Below are 14,702 nucleotides of genomic sequence, written 5' to 3'. Positions count from 1 at the left end.
GAACAGATCCCCGTGATCCGGGAAGTGGACCAGGGCACCGCCAAACTGATGCCGGACGTGGACCGGGAGCGGGCCTGGCTGCTCACCGTCGACGGGGCGCCCCAGTCGTACGTCGACCTCGACGAGCCCGAGCACCTGGAGTTCGAGTACGTACGCCGCCTCGCGCACGTGCTGGACTGCGCGGCGGAGCCGGGGGCCGCGCTGGACCTGCTGCACCTGGGCGGAGGCGCGCTCACCCTCCCGCGCTACGCCGCGGCCACCCGCCCGGGGTCACGGCAGGACGTGGTGGAGTTCGACGCCGCCCTGGTGGACCTGGTGGAGCGGCACCTGCCGCTGGCGCCCGGGGCGGGGGTGAGGGTGCACGCCGCCGATGCGCGGGACTGGCTGGAGGCCGCCGCGGGAGCGAGCGCGGACGTCCTGGTCGCCGACGTGTTCGGGGGCTCGCGGGTGCCGGCCCGGCTGACCTCGGTGGAGTACGCGCGGCAGGCGGCGCGGGTGCTGAGGCCCGGCGGCCTGTACGCGGCGAACCTGGCCGACGGCGCGCCGTTCGGCTTCCTCAAGGCCCAGCTGGCCACCTTCGCGGCCGCGTTCGCGCAGCTGGCGCTGATCGCCGAGCCGGGGGTGCTGCGGGGGCGGCGCTTCGGCAACGCGGTGCTGCTGGCCTCCGACGCGCCGCTGCCGGTGGCCGCCCTGGCCCGGCGCTGCGCCGCCGACGCCTTCCCCGCCCGGGTGGAGTCGGGGGAGGGGCTCGCCCGGTTCATGCGCGGGGCGCGTCCGGTGCCCGACGCGGAGGCGGTGCCCTCCCCGGCCCCGCCGGAGGGCGCCTTCAGCCTGGGATGACCACGGCGGCGGCCTGCGCGGGGGCCTGCTCCGCGGGGGCGGGGGCGCTCTTGCCGGGCGGGGGCTTGCGGGTGATGCGGCGCACTTCGGGGACGAACAGCACCAGGGCGGTGGCGGCGACCACCAGCCCCGCGCAGCCCCACAGCGCCGTCGTGCGGCCGAAGGCGGATTCGGCCGGGCCGGCCAGCGCGGTGGCGAGCGGGAGCATGGACAGCGAGCCGAACCAGTCGTAGGCGGAGACCCGGGAGAACTTCTCCTCCGGTATCTCCTGGTGCATCGTGGTCATCCAGTTCACGCCGAACACCTCGATCGCGGCGCCGCTGACGAGCATCACCGCGCACAGCCCCCACGCGGGCAGCGGCACCGCCAGCCCCGCCGAGGGCAGCGCCAGCGGGAACACGCACAGGGTGCCGACCAGCAGCAGGCGGCGCGGTTTCCACACCATCATCAGGAGCGCTCCGGCGATGGTGCCGGCGCCGAAGAAGGCCAGGGCCACGCCCCAGGGCGCCGGCCCGCCCAGCCGGTCGCGGGCGACGAGGGGCCCGTACACCGCCTCCGCCGCCCCGACGACGGCCACGACCACGGAGAACTGGAGCACGATGCTCCACAGCCAGGGGCGGGTGCGGAACTCCACCCAGCCCTCGCGCAGGTCGGCCAGCAGGCCCCCGCCGGGGGCCCGTTCGGCGACGGGGCCGACGTCGAGGAAGACGCGCAGCGCGCCGGCGGCCGCGAAGGACGCCGCGTCCACGGCCAGCACCCAGCCGGGGCCGATCGCGGCGATCATGGCGCCGCCCAGGGCCGCTCCGCCGATGCCGGCGCCGTTCACGGCCATCCGGAAGAGCGCGAAGGCCCGGTTGGAGTGTTCGCCGGAGACGCTGGCGAACAGCATGCCCTCGGCCGCCGGGTTGAAGAAGGCGGTGCCGGTACCGCACAGCGCGGAGAGCAGCATCATCTGCCACAGCCGGGGCTCGCCCGCGAGCACGAGCACGGCGAAGGCGGCCTGCGACAGGCAGTTGAGGGCGTTGGCCGCGACCATCACGTGGTGCCGCGGCAGCCGGTCGGCGAGGGCCCCGCCCACGAGCAGGAACAGGACGAGGGGCAGCGTACGGGCGGCGGCGACGAGCCCGACGTCCGCACCGGAGCCGCCCGCTTCGAGGACCGCGAAGGAGGCGGCGATCAGCGCGCCGTGGCTGCCGAGGTTGGTGACGACCGCGGAGCCCGTCAGGAGGGTGTAGTTGCGTCCGGCCCAGTCGGGCCGGCGGCGGGGGGTCCGGAGGACGGTACGGGGGCTCACCCCGGGACTATCCCCTGCCCCGGGCCGGGAATCCAAACGAAATAACGCAGAACGGATCGCCGGCCCGGGGATCCTGCGGCCACGGCGGGCCGCCCGGTCAGCCGCCGCTCAGGCGCACCGAGCTGAGGATCTTCTCGTACGTCGCCTGGTCCACCTCGCCGGGGACGCCGGCGGCGCCGTAGAGGACCCAGCTGGCGAAGTCACCCTTGGCGTTCCTGAAGCTGAAGGCGATGCTCTTGCCGTCCGAGGAGCACTTGTTCTCCTTGGGGACGTTGCTCACGGTCGCCGTGGCCACGTGCCCCTTGAGGCCGGAGGAGGAGGTGTACTCCTTGGGCTCGGAGATCTTGACGTTCTCCTTCGGCAGCTTCTGCGCGTACGCGGCGTACACCCAGGTGCCGGCTTCGTTGCGGGCGGCGTCGGCGGTGTCCTTCGCGCCCTGGCCGCCCTTGGTGCCGGTGCCGGCCAGGGAGGTGGTCTCCTCGCGGCCGTCCTTGTTGGAGTCCACCTTGCACCAGTCCTCCTTGAGGAAGGCGGGCGCGGAGAACATGACGAACGGGGAGCCGTCCTTCTTGGCCTCGTCCTCGAAGCCGGAGGCCATCCCGGAGCCCAGCACGTTCCACTCCGGCGGGACGTCGAAGGCGGTGCCGTGCTTCGGGTTGATGACCACCTTCCAGCCCGGGATCACCGGCTTGATGTCACCGCCGGCGCGCGGGTTGGCACCGCTGGGGGCCGGAGGCGCGACGGGGGCGACGGGCGCGGGGGAGGAGGCGGCCGGCTTGTTGCCGGCCTGGTTGCCGCCCTCGTCGTCCCGGGTCAGCACGAAGCCGGCGGTGGCGGCCGCCGTCACGACGACCGCGGAGGCGGCGACGATGGCCACGGTGCGCGTGGAGAAGGGGCTCCCGCCGGACTGCCGGGGCGGCTGCGCCGGCTGGGGGGCCTGGCCCCAGGGCTGGACCGGCGGCGGGGTCTGGTAGCCCGGCTGCGGGTATCCGTAGCCGGGCTGCTGCTCACCGAATCCCGGCTGAGGCTGCTGCTGGTACGGGTTCGGCTGTCCCGGCTGCTGCTGGTACGGGTTCTGGTTGGCGCCCTGGGGGTTCTGCTCTCCCCCGGGCTGCTGCTGTCCTGGCCACATGGCCGGTAACCATAGTGGGAGCCGTCGGCGGGAGCCACGTCCGCCCCCCGTCCCGGCTCTGGCCAAGCGCATCTACTCGTGGGTAACATCGCGTGTCATGAGCGCAGAACAGATGAACGTGGGCGAACTGCTCGCCCAGACCGTGCCGATGGCCCGCACCCTGAACCTCGAGTTCCTGGAGACCACTCCGGAGCGCGCCGTCGTCCGGCTGCCGGACCAGCCCGACTTCCACAACCACGTGGGCGGCCCGCACGCCGGCGCCATGTTCACCCTCGCCGAGTCCGCGAGCGGCGCCATCGTCCTGGCCGCCTTCGGCGACCAGCTCTCCCGCGCCGTGCCGCTGGCCGTCAAGGCGGAGATCGGCTACAAGAAGCTCGCCAAGGGCGTCGTCACCGCCACCGCCACCCTCGGCCGCCCGGCCGCCGACGTCGTGGCGGAACTCGACGCGGGCGGCCGCCCCGAGTTCCCCGTCACCATCGCCATCCAGCGCGAGGACGAGGCCGTCACCGGCGAGATGACGGTCGTCTGGACGCTGCGCCCCAACGCGTAGCCGTCGCCGCCCGCGGGCTGAGAGCGACAGCCGCCCCGGCGCGTCACGCCGCGGACGGGGCGCGGGCAGGGCACAGTGAAGGAGGGAGCGGTCCGGCGCGGGCCGCTCCCTTCGTGTTGTCCGGGGCCGGGACGGGGGGCGTCAGGGGGCGGTCGCCTCGAAGTGGCCGGAAAACGGCCCGGCGGGAGGTGTTCGCCGGTCGTTCGTCCCGAGAACGCCCGCTTTGGACGAAGGCTGTCCTGAGGAACGGATAGGCTGCCCGTTCGGCGTGTCTCGGGGGCGCGCCGGTGACGACGAGGGAGGACGTACCGGTGCACATCCAGGAATGGCTGGAGACGATTCCGGCGATCAGTGTCTATCTCCTGGTGGGGCTGGTCATCGGGCTCGAAAGCCTGGGCATCCCGCTCCCGGGCGAGATCATCCTCGTCAGCTCGGCCCTGCTCGCCTCGCAGCACGGGCAGATCGACCCGGTGGTCCTCGGCCTGTGCGCCATCGCGGGCGCGATCATCGGCGACTCCATCGGGTACGCGATCGGCCGCCGCGGCGGCAAGCCGCTGCTGGAGAAGCTCGGCCGGCGCTTCCCCAAGCACTTCGGGCCCGAACACGTGGCCATGGCCGAGCGGTCCTTCGACAAGTGGGGCATGTGGGCCGTCTTCTTCGGACGCTTCGTCGCCCTGCTGCGGATCTTCGCCGGGCCGCTGGCCGGCGTCCTGCGGATGCCCTACTGGCGCTTCCTCGTCGCCAACGTCCTCGGCGGCATCCTCTGGGCCGGCGGCACCACCGCCGTCATCTACTCGGTCGGCATCGTCGCGGAGCCCTGGCTGAAGCGATTCTCCTGGCTGGCGCTGCTGGTGGCCCTGCTGATCGGGCTCACCGTGACCCTGGTGCTGCGCGGCCGGATGAAGAAGGCGGCGGCCGAGGCCCGCGAGGCGGCCCCGGCGCCGGAGCCCGCCACCGCCCCGGCGGGCGCCTCGGACTGACCGGGAGTCCGGTTCGGGGGGCCCGGCTCGGGGGTCTCGTTCCTCAGCCGGACCTGGGGCCTTGGTCCTCGGACTGACCCGGGGCCCCGCCCTCGGGCCGACCCAGGGGTCCGGCGGGCTCGGGTCCCGGCGGGCGAGGGCGACCCGGGCCCCGGCCGGTCGGGGCGTCAGTCCCCGGGCGTCACCGAGGCGCGGTGCTGCTTGGCCAGCTCCGTGTACATCGCGGCGTTCACCTTGATGCCCTCGCGCTCCTCCTCGGTGAGCTCCCGCCGCACCTTGGCGGGGACGCCCGCGACCAGGGAGCCGGGCGGGACCACCATGCCCTGCGGCACCAGGGCCTGCGCGGCCACCAGCGACCCCGCGCCGATCACGGCGCCGTTCAGCACCGTCGCCCCCATCCCGATGAGGCAGTCGTCCTCCACGGTGCAGCCGTGCACGACCGCGTTGTGCCCGATCGACACGCGCTCGCCGATGGACACCGGGAAGCCGGGGTCCACGTGCACCGTGCAGTTGTCCTGCACGTTGCTGTCCGCGCCCAGGGTGATCGGGCCGCAGTCGCCGCGCAGCACCGCCGAGTACCAAAGGCTCGCGCCGGCGGCCAGGGTGACGTCGCCGACGACCACGGAGGTGGGCGCGGTGAAGGCCGTCGGGTCGACCGACGGCTTCCGGTCGCCGACTCCCGCGATGAGAGCCCCCTGGTGCGCCTGGTTCGGCTGATTCGTCATGGTCACTTCCCTCTGCTTCCGGATGCCGCGCTACCGGCACCGTAGGGCACGGCGCCCCGCGGCCCCGCGATGGGGTGAAGATCACAGGAACCCGGTCCGGACCTCCGGCGCGGCGCCCACTACCGTGGCCGGGTGCCGAAGAACCAGAACACGTTCTCATCCCTGGCGGCGCTGCGGCGCCGGATCGCCAGCCGCGCGGTGCACGCCGGCTGGCGCTGGATGCAGCAGGCCGGGGCGGTCACCGCGCGGCACCCGGGCCGGCTGCGCTTCGGCGCGATCGGCGAGGGCACCCGGCTCGCCTTCCCTCAGGGCACCGTCTTCGGGGAGCGCTGGATCCGGCTGGGCGCGCACTGCATCATCGCCGAGCAGGTCACCCTGACGGCCGGGATGATGCCGGACCTCGACCTCGGGGCGGACCCGGTGCTCGTGCTGGGCAACGGAGTGGTCCTCGGCCGCGGCAGCCACGTCATCGCCGACGCCCGGATCGCCATCGGCGACGACACCTTCTGCGGCCCCGGCGTGTACATCACCTCCACCAACCACAGCTACGACGACCCCCACGAGCCCGTCGGCCGGCAGTGGCCCCGCAGCGCCCCGGTGGAGATAGGGCCGGGCTGCTGGCTGGGCACGGGAGCGGTGATCCTGCCCGGCGCGAAGCTGGGCCGCAATGTCGTGGTGGCCGCGGGGGCCGTCGTACGGGGCGAGGTGCCGGACCACGCCGTGGTGGCGGGCGCCCCGGCCAAGGTCGTGCGCCGGTGGGAGCCGGAGACGGGCTGGCAGCCCCCGCTGCGCACCCCCGCGCCGGTGCCGATCCCCGACGGGATGACGCCCGAGCAGCTGCGCGGGCTGGCGCTGCTGGCGGAGGCCGAACAGTCCTGACGGGCTGAGGCTGTGGCTCCGTACCCTGCCGGGCGGGGAGGTCAGCCCGCGGCGAGCAGGACCGTGCCCGCCAGGGCCAGGCCGGCGCCGGCCGCCTGGACGCTGCGCAGCCGTTCCTTGAGCACGACGAAGGCGGCGAGCGCGGTGGCCACCGGGTAGAGCGAGGAGATCACGGCCGCCACGGTGACGGGGCCGTTCTGGGCGGCGAGGGAGTAGGTGCCGTTGGCGGCGACATCGGCCAGGCCCACGAAGGCCAGCGCCGGCAGCATGCTCCACAGCACCCGCGGACCGGTGCCCTCCGGCAGCGCGGGAACGCCGCGCCGGGTCTGGGCCAGCAGGGCGACGCCGCCCACGGTGACGTTCGTGACCCGCTGTACGAACAGGGCGAGGAACAGCCCGGTCACGGTGGTGGAGGCCTCGGCGATCAGGGCCATGACCGCGCCGAAGCCGAAGGCCGCGACGAGGGTCAGCACCACCGCCCGCCGCTGCACGGGGGCGCCGCGCAGTTCGGGACCGCCGGCCAGGACGACGCCGACGACGGCCACCGCGATGCCCGCGAACTGGCCGAATCCCGGCCGCTCGCCCAGTGCCAGCCCCACCCCGACCGGCACGACCACGCCGAGGGAGCCGAGCGGTGAGACCACGCCCATCGGGCCGAGCGCCAGCGCCTTGTAGAAGCTGAGCATCGCCGCCGGCCCGACCAGGCCCGCCGCCGCCGCGAACCACAGCTGCGGCCCGGCCTCGCTCCAGGCGCCGGTGGCGATCACGACCGCCCCGAGCACGACGACGGCGACGAGCTGCGAGACCACCAGTACCGTCAGCGCCGGTACGCGGCGCGTCAGCAGCCCGCCGCCGAAGTCGGACAGGCCCCACAGCAGGGCGGTGGCCAAGGCGAGGAGGGCGGTCATGGCAGGACCTCACAGTACAGTTCGGTGAACGGCGGAGTGCAGCATCGAATACACCGCAGCGTAGTTCAGTGTGCTGGACTGTGTCATCCAAAATATTGGACCCACAAGGGACGGAACGGTGTCGGACCTCGAACAGCTCACCCAGGCCCTCGCCCGCAACCTCAAGAGGTGGCGCGGCGAACGCGGTTTCACCCTGGAAGCGCTCGCCGCCCGGGCGGGCGTCAGCCGCGGCATGATCATCCAGATCGAGCAGGCCCGTACGAACCCCAGCGTGGGCACCACGGTCAAACTCGCCGACGCCCTCGGGGTGAGCATCACCACCCTCCTCGACTACGAGCGGGGGCCGCAGGCCCACGTGGTGCTGCCGGGGCAGGGGGTGCGGATGTGGTCGAGCGGGGCGGGCAGCGAGGCCCGGATGCTGCTCGGGGACGACCGGCGCGGGCCCGTCGAGATGTGGACCTACCGTCTGGAGGCCGGAGACGGCACGGCCTCCGACCCGCACCCGGCCGGAACCTTCGAGATGCTGCACGTCACGGCCGGGGAACTGACGCTCCACATCGGCGACGACCGGTACGTGGTCCCGACGGGCGGGGCCGTCTCCTTCGAGGCGGACCTCCCGCACGCCTACCGCAACGAGGGCGCCGCCCTCCTGGAGATGACCATGGCGGTCTCGATCCCGCCGGTCCAGGGCACCACCGCCCGCCCTTCCTAGGAGGCCGTGTCGTCGAAGTCCCTCCTGGCGGTGGCCTTGACGACACTCCCTAGAGCGCCGGGATCTCGATGGCGGGGCAGCGGTCCATCACCATCTCCACCCCGGCCCCGCGCGTCCGCGCGAAGGCGGCCTCGTCGACCACGCCGAGCTGGAACCAGACGGCCTCGGCGCCGATGGCCACCGCGTCGTCGGCGACCCGGCCGGCCAGGGCGCTGTTCACGAAGACGTCCACCACGTCGACCTTGAACGGGATCGCCTCCAGCGACGGGTACCCCGGCTCGCCGTGCACCGTCTCCGCCTTCGGGTGCACCGGCACCACGCGCTTCCCGAACCTCTGGAGCACCTGCGCCACCCCGTAGGCGGCCCGGTCCCGGTTGGAGGACAGGCCCACCACGGCCCAGGTGTCACCGAGCTCGGTGAGGATCTTGCGGATGGTCGCCTGGTCGCCGTACACGTGCGCCGCCTCCTGCTGGGGTCGTCCCGCCGAATCGTTCGGCTGGATCAACGGCGAGGACACCTCTCCGATTCCCGGACAGCGGGGCGCCGGCCGCTGTGTAGCCTCGTGATCCGTCCGGACGAACAGGGGGCAGGGGATGGACCTCGCCGGGAACCATGCTGCGATCCGGCTCCCCGAAGGGTCGTGGTGGGACTGGGACGTCGTCGCCTGGGACCGCGGACGGCTGACGCTCGCCGCCGGCCACGACCTGGCCTACCACCACGGCCTGGAGCTCGTCTTCCACGACCCGCTCTTCGTCGGCTGCCCCTCCGCCTTCCACGATGCGGCCTTCCGTGCCCCGTCGCCGGACGAGTTCACGCGGCTCACGCGTCGGCTCGGATGCGAACCGGCCGTCGTGGTCGCCTTCGAGGCCGACGCGGGCGGGCAGGAGCCCGTCTCCTGCCTCATCGCCGCCGAGCGGCTCGACATCGTCCGGGAAACCGTCCTGCGGTACTGGCGCGCCGACGCGGGGCCCGATCAGCGCTACGCGCCCTGGGTGCGGCCCCCCGGGCCCGAGGCTGGCCGGCCGGCACGGCTTAGGGTGGAGCGGTGAGCGCAGACATGTACGTGACGGTGGCCCGTGAGGGGATGCACGAGGCCGAGATCAACCGGTCGCGGTTCCTGTGCTCGCTCGCGCCCGCCGCGACCGAGCAGGAGGCGCAGGAGTTCATCGCGCGCATCCGCAAGGAGCACCCCACCGCCTCGCACAACTGCTACGCCTACGTGATCGGCGCCAACGCCTCCGTGCAGAAGGCCGGCGACGACGGGGAGCCCGGCGGGACCGCCGGGGTGCCCATGCTCCAGATGCTGACGCGGCGCGACGTCCGGTACGCCGTCGCCGTCGTCACCCGGTACTACGGCGGTGTGAAGCTCGGGGCCGGCGGGCTCATCCGGGCCTACGGCGGTGTCGTCGGCGAGGCGCTGGACGCCCTCGGGACCGTCACCCGCCACCGCTACCGGCTGGCCACCGTCACCGTCGACCACCAGCGGGCCGGCAAGACCGAGAACGACCTCCGCTCCACCGGCCGCGCGGTGCTGGACGTGCGCTACGGGGAGGCCGTCTCGATCGAGGTCGGCCTCCCCGAGGCGGACATCGAGGCCTTCCGGGCCTGGCTCGCCGACGCCACCGCCGGGACCGCCGGCTTCGAGCTCGGCGGCGAGGCCTACGGCGAGGGCTGAGCGCCGGGCCTGAGCGCCGGGCCTGAGCGCCGGGGCTCATGACCGGGGCGGTCGAGGAGCCGGTCGGTGTTGCGCAGGACGTGGCGGGTGCGGTCCGGGCAACGCATGCCGGGAAGTCGCCGGGGTGCCCGGGAGTCCGCAAGTACCCCAAGCCGTCAAGGGAGTTCGGCCACCCAGGCCCGCACCACCGCGCGGTCCCGCGAGGCGTCGGCCCGTTCCGCCCCCGGCGCGGGCGGAAACCCCCGGTCCGGCCCGGGCGCGGTCGCGGACCGGTTAGCCTGGAGGGTCGGTGCGGAGCCACGGAGGAGAGCAAGCGTGCGGGTCGGAGCGGTCGAGTGAAGTTCCTGCACACCTCCGACTGGCACCTGGGCCGGTCCTTCCACCGCGTCAGCATGCTCGGGGCCCAGGCCGCCTTCGTCGACCACCTCGTCGAAACCGTCCGGGAGCACGAGGTCGACGCCGTCCTCGTCGCCGGGGACGTCTACGACCGGGCCGTGCCCCCGCTGCCCGCCGTCGAGCTCTACGACCGCGCGCTGCACCGGCTCGCCGACCTCGGCGTGCCCACGGTGATGATCTCCGGGAACCACGACTCGGCCCGCCGTCTCGGTGTCGGCGCCGGGCTGATCGGCCGGGCCGGGATCCACCTCAGGACGGACCCCGCCGGCTGCGCCGACCCCGTGGTGCTGGCCGACGTACACGGTGACGTGGCCCTGTACGGGCTGCCGTACCTGGAACCGGCGCTCGTCAAGGACACCTTCGCCGCCGCGAAGGTCAGCCACGAGGCGGTGCTCGGCGCGGCCATGGACCGGATACGGGCCGACCTGGCCGGCCGGGCCCCCGGCACCCGCTCCGTGGTCCTCGCCCACGCCTTCGTCACCGGCGGGCAGGCCAGCGACAGCGAACGCGACATCGCCGTCGGCGGGGTCGAGGCCGTACCCGCCTCCGTCTTCGACGGGGTGGACTACGCCGCCCTCGGCCACCTCCACGGCTGCCAGACGATCAACGAACGGGTCCGCTACTCCGGTTCCCCGCTCGCCTACTCCTTCTCCGAGGCCGCCCACCGCAAGACCATGTGGCTGGTCGACCTCGGCCCGGACGGGGAGATCACCGCCGAGCGGATCGACTGCCCCGTGCCCCGCCCCCTCGCCCGGCTGCGCGGACGGCTCGACGACCTGCTGGAGGACCCCGCGCACACCGCGTACGAGGCCTCCTGGATCGAGGCCACCCTCACCGACCCCGTCCGGCCCGACGAGCCCATGGCCCGGCTCGCCGCCCGCTTCCCGCACACCCTCAGCCTCGCCTTCGACCCCGAAGGCCGCGAGGAGGACGGCACGGCCTCCTACGCACAGCGCCTCAAGGGCCGCAGCGACCAGGAGATCGCCGAGGACTTCGTCGCCCACGTCCGCGGCGGCGGCAGCGCCGACGAGGCCGAGCGGGCCGTACTGCGGGGCGCCTTCGAGGACGTACGCGCCGAGGACGGCCGCCTGGAGGCCGGCCGATGAGGCTGCACCGGCTCCAGGTCACCGCCTTCGGACCCTTCGCCGAACCCCAGACCATCGACTTCGACGCCCTCTCCGGCGCCGGGATCTTCCTGCTGCACGGCCCCACCGGCGCCGGCAAGACCTCCGTCCTCGACGCCGTCTGCTACGCCCTCTACGGATCCGTCCCCGGCTCCCGCCAGGCCCCCGGCACCACCCTGCGCAGCGACCACGCCGCCCCGGCCACCCCGACCGAGGTCACCCTCGAACTCACCGCGGGCGGCCGCCGCCTGGAGATCACCCGGCGCCCGGAACAGGACCGTCCCAAGAAGCGCGGCACCGGCACCACCAAGGACAAGGCGCAGTCCTGGCTCCGCGAGCACACCGGGGACGGCTGGACCGCCCTCAGCCGCTCCCACCAGGAGATCGGTGAGGAGATCGAACAGCTCCTCGGGATGAGCCGCGAACAGTTCTGCCAGGTGGTCCTGCTGCCGCAGGGGGAGTTCGCCCAGTTCCTGCGGGCCGGGGCCGAAGCCCGCGGCCGGCTCCTCGGGCGGCTCTTCGACACCCGCCGCTTCGCTGCCGTCGAGACCCTGCTCGCCGAGCGCCGGCGCGCCGCCGAGGCCCGGGTGCGGGCCGGCGACGAGAAGGTGCTCGCCGCCGCCCAGCGGCTCGCGCAGGCCGCCGGGGACTGCGCCGACCTGCGGGCCTGGCCGCTGCCGGGCCACCAGCCCGGCGACCCGGGGCTCGCGGAGGCCGTCCGGGCCTGGGCGGCCGTCGCCCGCTGCTCCGCCCGGGAGCGGCTCACCGTCGCCGAGTACGCGCTGGCCGCCGTCGAGGGACGGCACGCCGCCACCCGGCGCGACGCCGAGGAGGCGCGGGAACTCGACCGGCTCCAGCGCCGCCACGCCGAAACCGCCCGCCGGGCGGCCCTGCTGGAGGAGGCCGGGCCGGAGCGCGAGCGCGTACGGGCCCTGCTGGACCGGGCCCGCCGGGGCGCCCTCGTGGCCCCCGCCCTGGAACTGCGCGGCGCAGCCGCCGCCGCCCACCTCACCGCCGCGCACGCCGAGACCCTGGCCCGCGCCGAACTCCCCCCGGCCCTCGCCGGAGCCGGCACCGAGCAGCTCGCCGCCGTCGAGCAGCGCCTGCGCGAGGACCTCGGCGCGGCCGGCGCCGCCCAGCGCGCGGAACAGCGCAGCGCCGAGATCGGCCGCGAGCGCGCCATGCTGGAGCGGGAGTCCCGGGACGCCGACGAGCGGTACCAGGAGTCCGCCGAGTGGCTCGCCCGCTGGGAGGCCACCCGGGCCGGCCTCCAGGAGCGCCTCGACTCCGCGCAGCAGGCCCTGACCCTCGCGGAGCAGCTCGCGGGGCGCCTCGAGCCGGTCCGGATGCAGCTGACCGCCGCCCGGCGCCGCGACGCCCTCGCCGCCGACGCCGAAGCCGCCGCGGGCGAACTGCTGCGGGCGCGCGAGGAGGCGTCCGCCGCCCGGGAGAGCTGGCTGGAGCTGAAGGAGGCCCGGCTGCGCGGCATCGCCGCCGAACTCGCCGAGGCCCTGACCGCCGGGCAGCCCTGCACGGTGTGCGGCTCCGAAGAGCACCCCGCTCCGGCCCGCCCCGCCCCCGGGCACGTGGACCGCGCCGCCGAGGACGCCGCCCACGCCCGCTTCGAACAGGCCGAGGAGCGCAGGGCTGCCGTCGAGCGCAGGCTCGCCGCCGTCCGGGAGGCCGAGGCCGAGGCCGCCTCCGCCGCCGGTGACGCCACCACCGCCGAACTCCTCGCCCTCACCGCCGACCTGAGCGCCCGCCACGCCGCCGCCCACGCGGACGCGGCCGCACTGCACGCCGCCCGCGAGCGCCTCGCCCGCGCCGAGCGGGAGTACGAGGCGCGCAGCTCCGACCGGCTCGAAGCCGAACGCCGCGCCGCCGCCCGGGCCTCCCGGCGCGAGGCCCTCGACCAGGAGCAGGCCTCCCTCGAAGCCGAACTGGTCCTCGTACGGGCCGACTCGCCCAGCGTCGCCGCCCGCGCTCGCACCCTCGAGGACCGCATCCGGATGGTCACCACCGCCGCCGCCGCGCTGCGCCGGGCGGAGACCACCGCGGCCCGGCTGAAGGAGGCCGACGACCAGCTCGCCGACGCCGCCTTCCGGGCCGGCTTCGAGACCACCGAGGCCGCGGCCGACGCCGTGCTCCCCGAGTACGAACGCACCGCGCTCCAGCACCGCCTGGACGCCTGGCAGGCCGAGGAGGCCATGCTGGCCGACCGCCGCGCCGAGCGGGACACCGCCGACGCGGCCGCCCTGCCCCCCGCCGATCCGGCCGCGGCCTCGGCCGCCGAGGAGCGGGCCGCCGCGCGGCTGCGCGCCGCCGCCTCGGCCGTCGACGCCGCCCGGGTGCGCTGCACCGAGCTGGACCGGCTCTCCCGTCAGGCGGAGCAGGAGCTGCGCGCCCTCGGCCCGCTGCGCGAGGAGTACGAGCGCGTGGCCCGCCTCGCCGGGCTGACCGCGGGCACCTCCGCCGACAACGAGCGCAAGATGCGGCTGGAGGCGTACGTCCTGGCCGCGCGGCTGGAGCAGGTCGCGGCCGCCGCGACCGTACGGCTCCTGCGCATGTCCGGCGGCCGCTACACCCTCGTGCACTCCGACGCCCGGGCGAGCGGACGCGGGCGCTCCGGCCTCGGGCTGCACGTGGTGGACGCCTGGACCGGCAGCGAGCGGGACACCGCCACCCTCTCCGGCGGCGAGACCTTCTTCTGCTCCCTGGCCCTGGCCCTGGGACTGGCCGACGTGGTCACCGACGAAGCCGGTGGCATGCGCCTGGACACCCTCTTCATCGACGAGGGCTTCGGCAGCCTCGACGAGCAGGCCCTGGACGAGGTGCTCGACGTACTGGACTCCCTGCGCGAGCGGGACCGCAGCGTCGGCATCGTCAGCCACGTCGGCGACCTGCGCACCCGGGTCCAGGCCCAGCTGGAGATCGTCAAACAGCGCGGCGGCTCGGTGGTGCGCCACCGCACGGCGGGCGTCACGGACTGAGCGGGCGCCGGGCGAGCGGGGACGAGTACACGATGCTGGTGGTCACCGGACCCAGCCCTGCGATACGGCCCGTGACCTCCTCCAGATGGGCCATCGAACGGGCGGCCACCTTGAGGACGAAGCAGTCGTCCCCCGTCACGTGGTGGGCCTCCAGGATGTCCGGGGTGGCGTCCAGGAAGTCGTGGAACGGCTTGTAGTTGCCGTGCGGATAGCGCAGCCGAACCAGCGCCAGAATGGACCTGCCCAGCTTCTCGTGGTCGACCACCGCCGTGTAGCCGCTGATGATCCCGGCCTCCTCCAGCCGGCGGACCCGCTCGGTGACGGCGCTCGCCGACATCGACACGGTACGGGCCAGCTCGGTGAAGCTGGCGCGGCCGTCCTGCTGGAGGGCCGCAAGGATGCGCCAGTCGGTGGCGTCGGGGGAATACGCGGTCATGGGGCAGGTCTAACAGGGGAATCCCCGGAGGAACAAGGCGAAGGGCGGGGAATCCCACTTC

The 14,702-nt window shown here is 74.6% G+C and carries 15 protein-coding genes; 9 read left to right on the top strand and 6 right to left on the bottom strand.

Annotated features, from left to right (window positions below; translation table 11 throughout):
• Positions 1–48 precede the first annotated feature (48 nt).
• The gene (locus tag AB0D45_RS08955) at positions 49–840 is read left to right on the top strand and encodes a fused MFS/spermidine synthase (RefSeq protein WP_362456312.1); all 792 of its coding nucleotides are present in this window, start codon (positions 49–51) and stop codon (positions 838–840) included.
• Here the strand turns inward: AB0D45_RS08955 and AB0D45_RS08950 are convergent.
• Together AB0D45_RS08950 and AB0D45_RS08945 are read right to left on the bottom strand one after the other, a co-directional pair.
• Positions 827–2,134, bottom strand: a complete 1,308-nt coding sequence (locus AB0D45_RS08950; protein WP_362456222.1) for an MFS transporter — start codon at positions 2,132–2,134, stop codon at positions 827–829. The genes AB0D45_RS08955 and AB0D45_RS08950 overlap by 14 nt on opposite strands.
• A gap of 97 nt (positions 2,135–2,231) precedes the next feature.
• A complete protein-coding gene (locus AB0D45_RS08945) occupies positions 2,232–3,266 on the bottom strand; it encodes a hypothetical protein (RefSeq protein ID WP_362456221.1) in 1,035 nt (344 codons plus the stop codon).
• 112 nt (positions 3,267–3,378) lie between these two features.
• On the opposite strand from AB0D45_RS08945, the gene AB0D45_RS08940 reads away from it, so the two are divergent.
• Entirely contained in the window at positions 3,379–3,816 is a 438-nt protein-coding gene (locus tag AB0D45_RS08940) for a DUF4442 domain-containing protein (RefSeq protein ID WP_042800586.1), read from the top strand.
• A 311-nt stretch (positions 3,817–4,127) separates the two neighbouring features.
• Entirely contained in the window at positions 4,128–4,796 is a 669-nt protein-coding gene (locus tag AB0D45_RS08935) for a DedA family protein (RefSeq protein ID WP_362456309.1), read from the top strand.
• Positions 4,797–4,963: 167 nt separating this feature from the next.
• On the opposite strand, the gene AB0D45_RS08930 is transcribed toward AB0D45_RS08935, so the two are convergent.
• Positions 4,964–5,521: a gamma carbonic anhydrase family protein gene (locus tag AB0D45_RS08930; protein WP_361607460.1), complete on the bottom strand. Its 558-nt coding sequence runs from the start codon at positions 5,519–5,521 to the stop codon at positions 4,964–4,966.
• 132 nt (positions 5,522–5,653) lie between these two features.
• Between AB0D45_RS08930 and AB0D45_RS08925 the strand changes: the two genes are divergently transcribed.
• On the top strand, positions 5,654–6,400 hold the full coding sequence (locus AB0D45_RS08925; protein ID WP_362456219.1) for an acyltransferase: 747 nt from the start codon (positions 5,654–5,656) through the stop codon (positions 6,398–6,400).
• 41 nt (positions 6,401–6,441) lie between these two features.
• Here AB0D45_RS08925 and AB0D45_RS08920 read toward each other — a convergent pair whose 3' ends face one another.
• Positions 6,442–7,308 carry an EamA family transporter gene (locus tag AB0D45_RS08920; protein WP_362456217.1) on the bottom strand — a complete coding sequence of 289 codons (867 nt, stop codon included), beginning with the start codon at positions 7,306–7,308 and terminating at the stop codon, positions 6,442–6,444.
• Positions 7,309–7,426: 118 nt separating this feature from the next.
• Between AB0D45_RS08920 and AB0D45_RS08915 the strand changes: the two genes are divergently transcribed.
• Complete coding sequence (locus AB0D45_RS08915; RefSeq protein ID WP_362456216.1) at positions 7,427–8,020, top strand: XRE family transcriptional regulator; 594 nt, start codon at positions 7,427–7,429, stop codon at positions 8,018–8,020.
• A gap of 49 nt (positions 8,021–8,069) precedes the next feature.
• Here the strand turns inward: AB0D45_RS08915 and AB0D45_RS08910 are convergent, their stop codons facing one another.
• On the bottom strand, positions 8,070–8,474 hold the full coding sequence (locus tag AB0D45_RS08910) for a CoA-binding protein (RefSeq protein WP_362456307.1): 405 nt from the start codon (positions 8,472–8,474) through the stop codon (positions 8,070–8,072).
• Positions 8,475–8,613: 139 nt separating this feature from the next.
• Between AB0D45_RS08910 and AB0D45_RS08905 the strand changes: the two genes are divergently transcribed.
• From AB0D45_RS08905 to AB0D45_RS08890, 4 genes are all read left to right on the top strand, one after another.
• The gene (locus AB0D45_RS08905; protein WP_362456214.1) at positions 8,614–9,069 is read left to right on the top strand and encodes a hypothetical protein; all 456 of its coding nucleotides are present in this window, start codon (positions 8,614–8,616) and stop codon (positions 9,067–9,069) included.
• Positions 9,070–9,077: 8 nt separating this feature from the next.
• Complete coding sequence (locus tag AB0D45_RS08900; protein WP_362456304.1) at positions 9,078–9,695, top strand: YigZ family protein; 618 nt, start codon at positions 9,078–9,080, stop codon at positions 9,693–9,695.
• Positions 9,696–10,030: 335 nt separating this feature from the next.
• Entirely contained in the window at positions 10,031–11,197 is a 1,167-nt protein-coding gene (locus tag AB0D45_RS08895; protein ID WP_362456212.1) for an exonuclease SbcCD subunit D, read from the top strand.
• The gene (locus AB0D45_RS08890) at positions 11,194–14,205 is read left to right on the top strand and encodes an SMC family ATPase (RefSeq protein WP_362456210.1); all 3,012 of its coding nucleotides are present in this window, start codon (positions 11,194–11,196) and stop codon (positions 14,203–14,205) included. The genes AB0D45_RS08895 and AB0D45_RS08890 overlap by 4 nt, the downstream gene beginning before the upstream one ends.
• On the opposite strand, the gene AB0D45_RS08885 is transcribed toward AB0D45_RS08890, so the two are convergent.
• Positions 14,195–14,641, bottom strand: coding sequence for an Lrp/AsnC family transcriptional regulator (locus AB0D45_RS08885; RefSeq protein ID WP_362456208.1), 447 nt, complete (start codon positions 14,639–14,641; stop codon positions 14,195–14,197). The two genes, AB0D45_RS08890 and AB0D45_RS08885, sit on opposite strands and share 11 nt — an antisense overlap.
• Between the last annotated feature and the right edge of the window lie 61 nt (positions 14,642–14,702).

Source organism: Streptomyces sp. NPDC048352, from assembly GCF_040651895.1.
Classification (GTDB): Bacteria; Actinomycetota; Actinomycetes; order Streptomycetales; family Streptomycetaceae; genus Streptomyces.
This window is presented reverse-complemented; position numbering and strand designations above follow the sequence as displayed.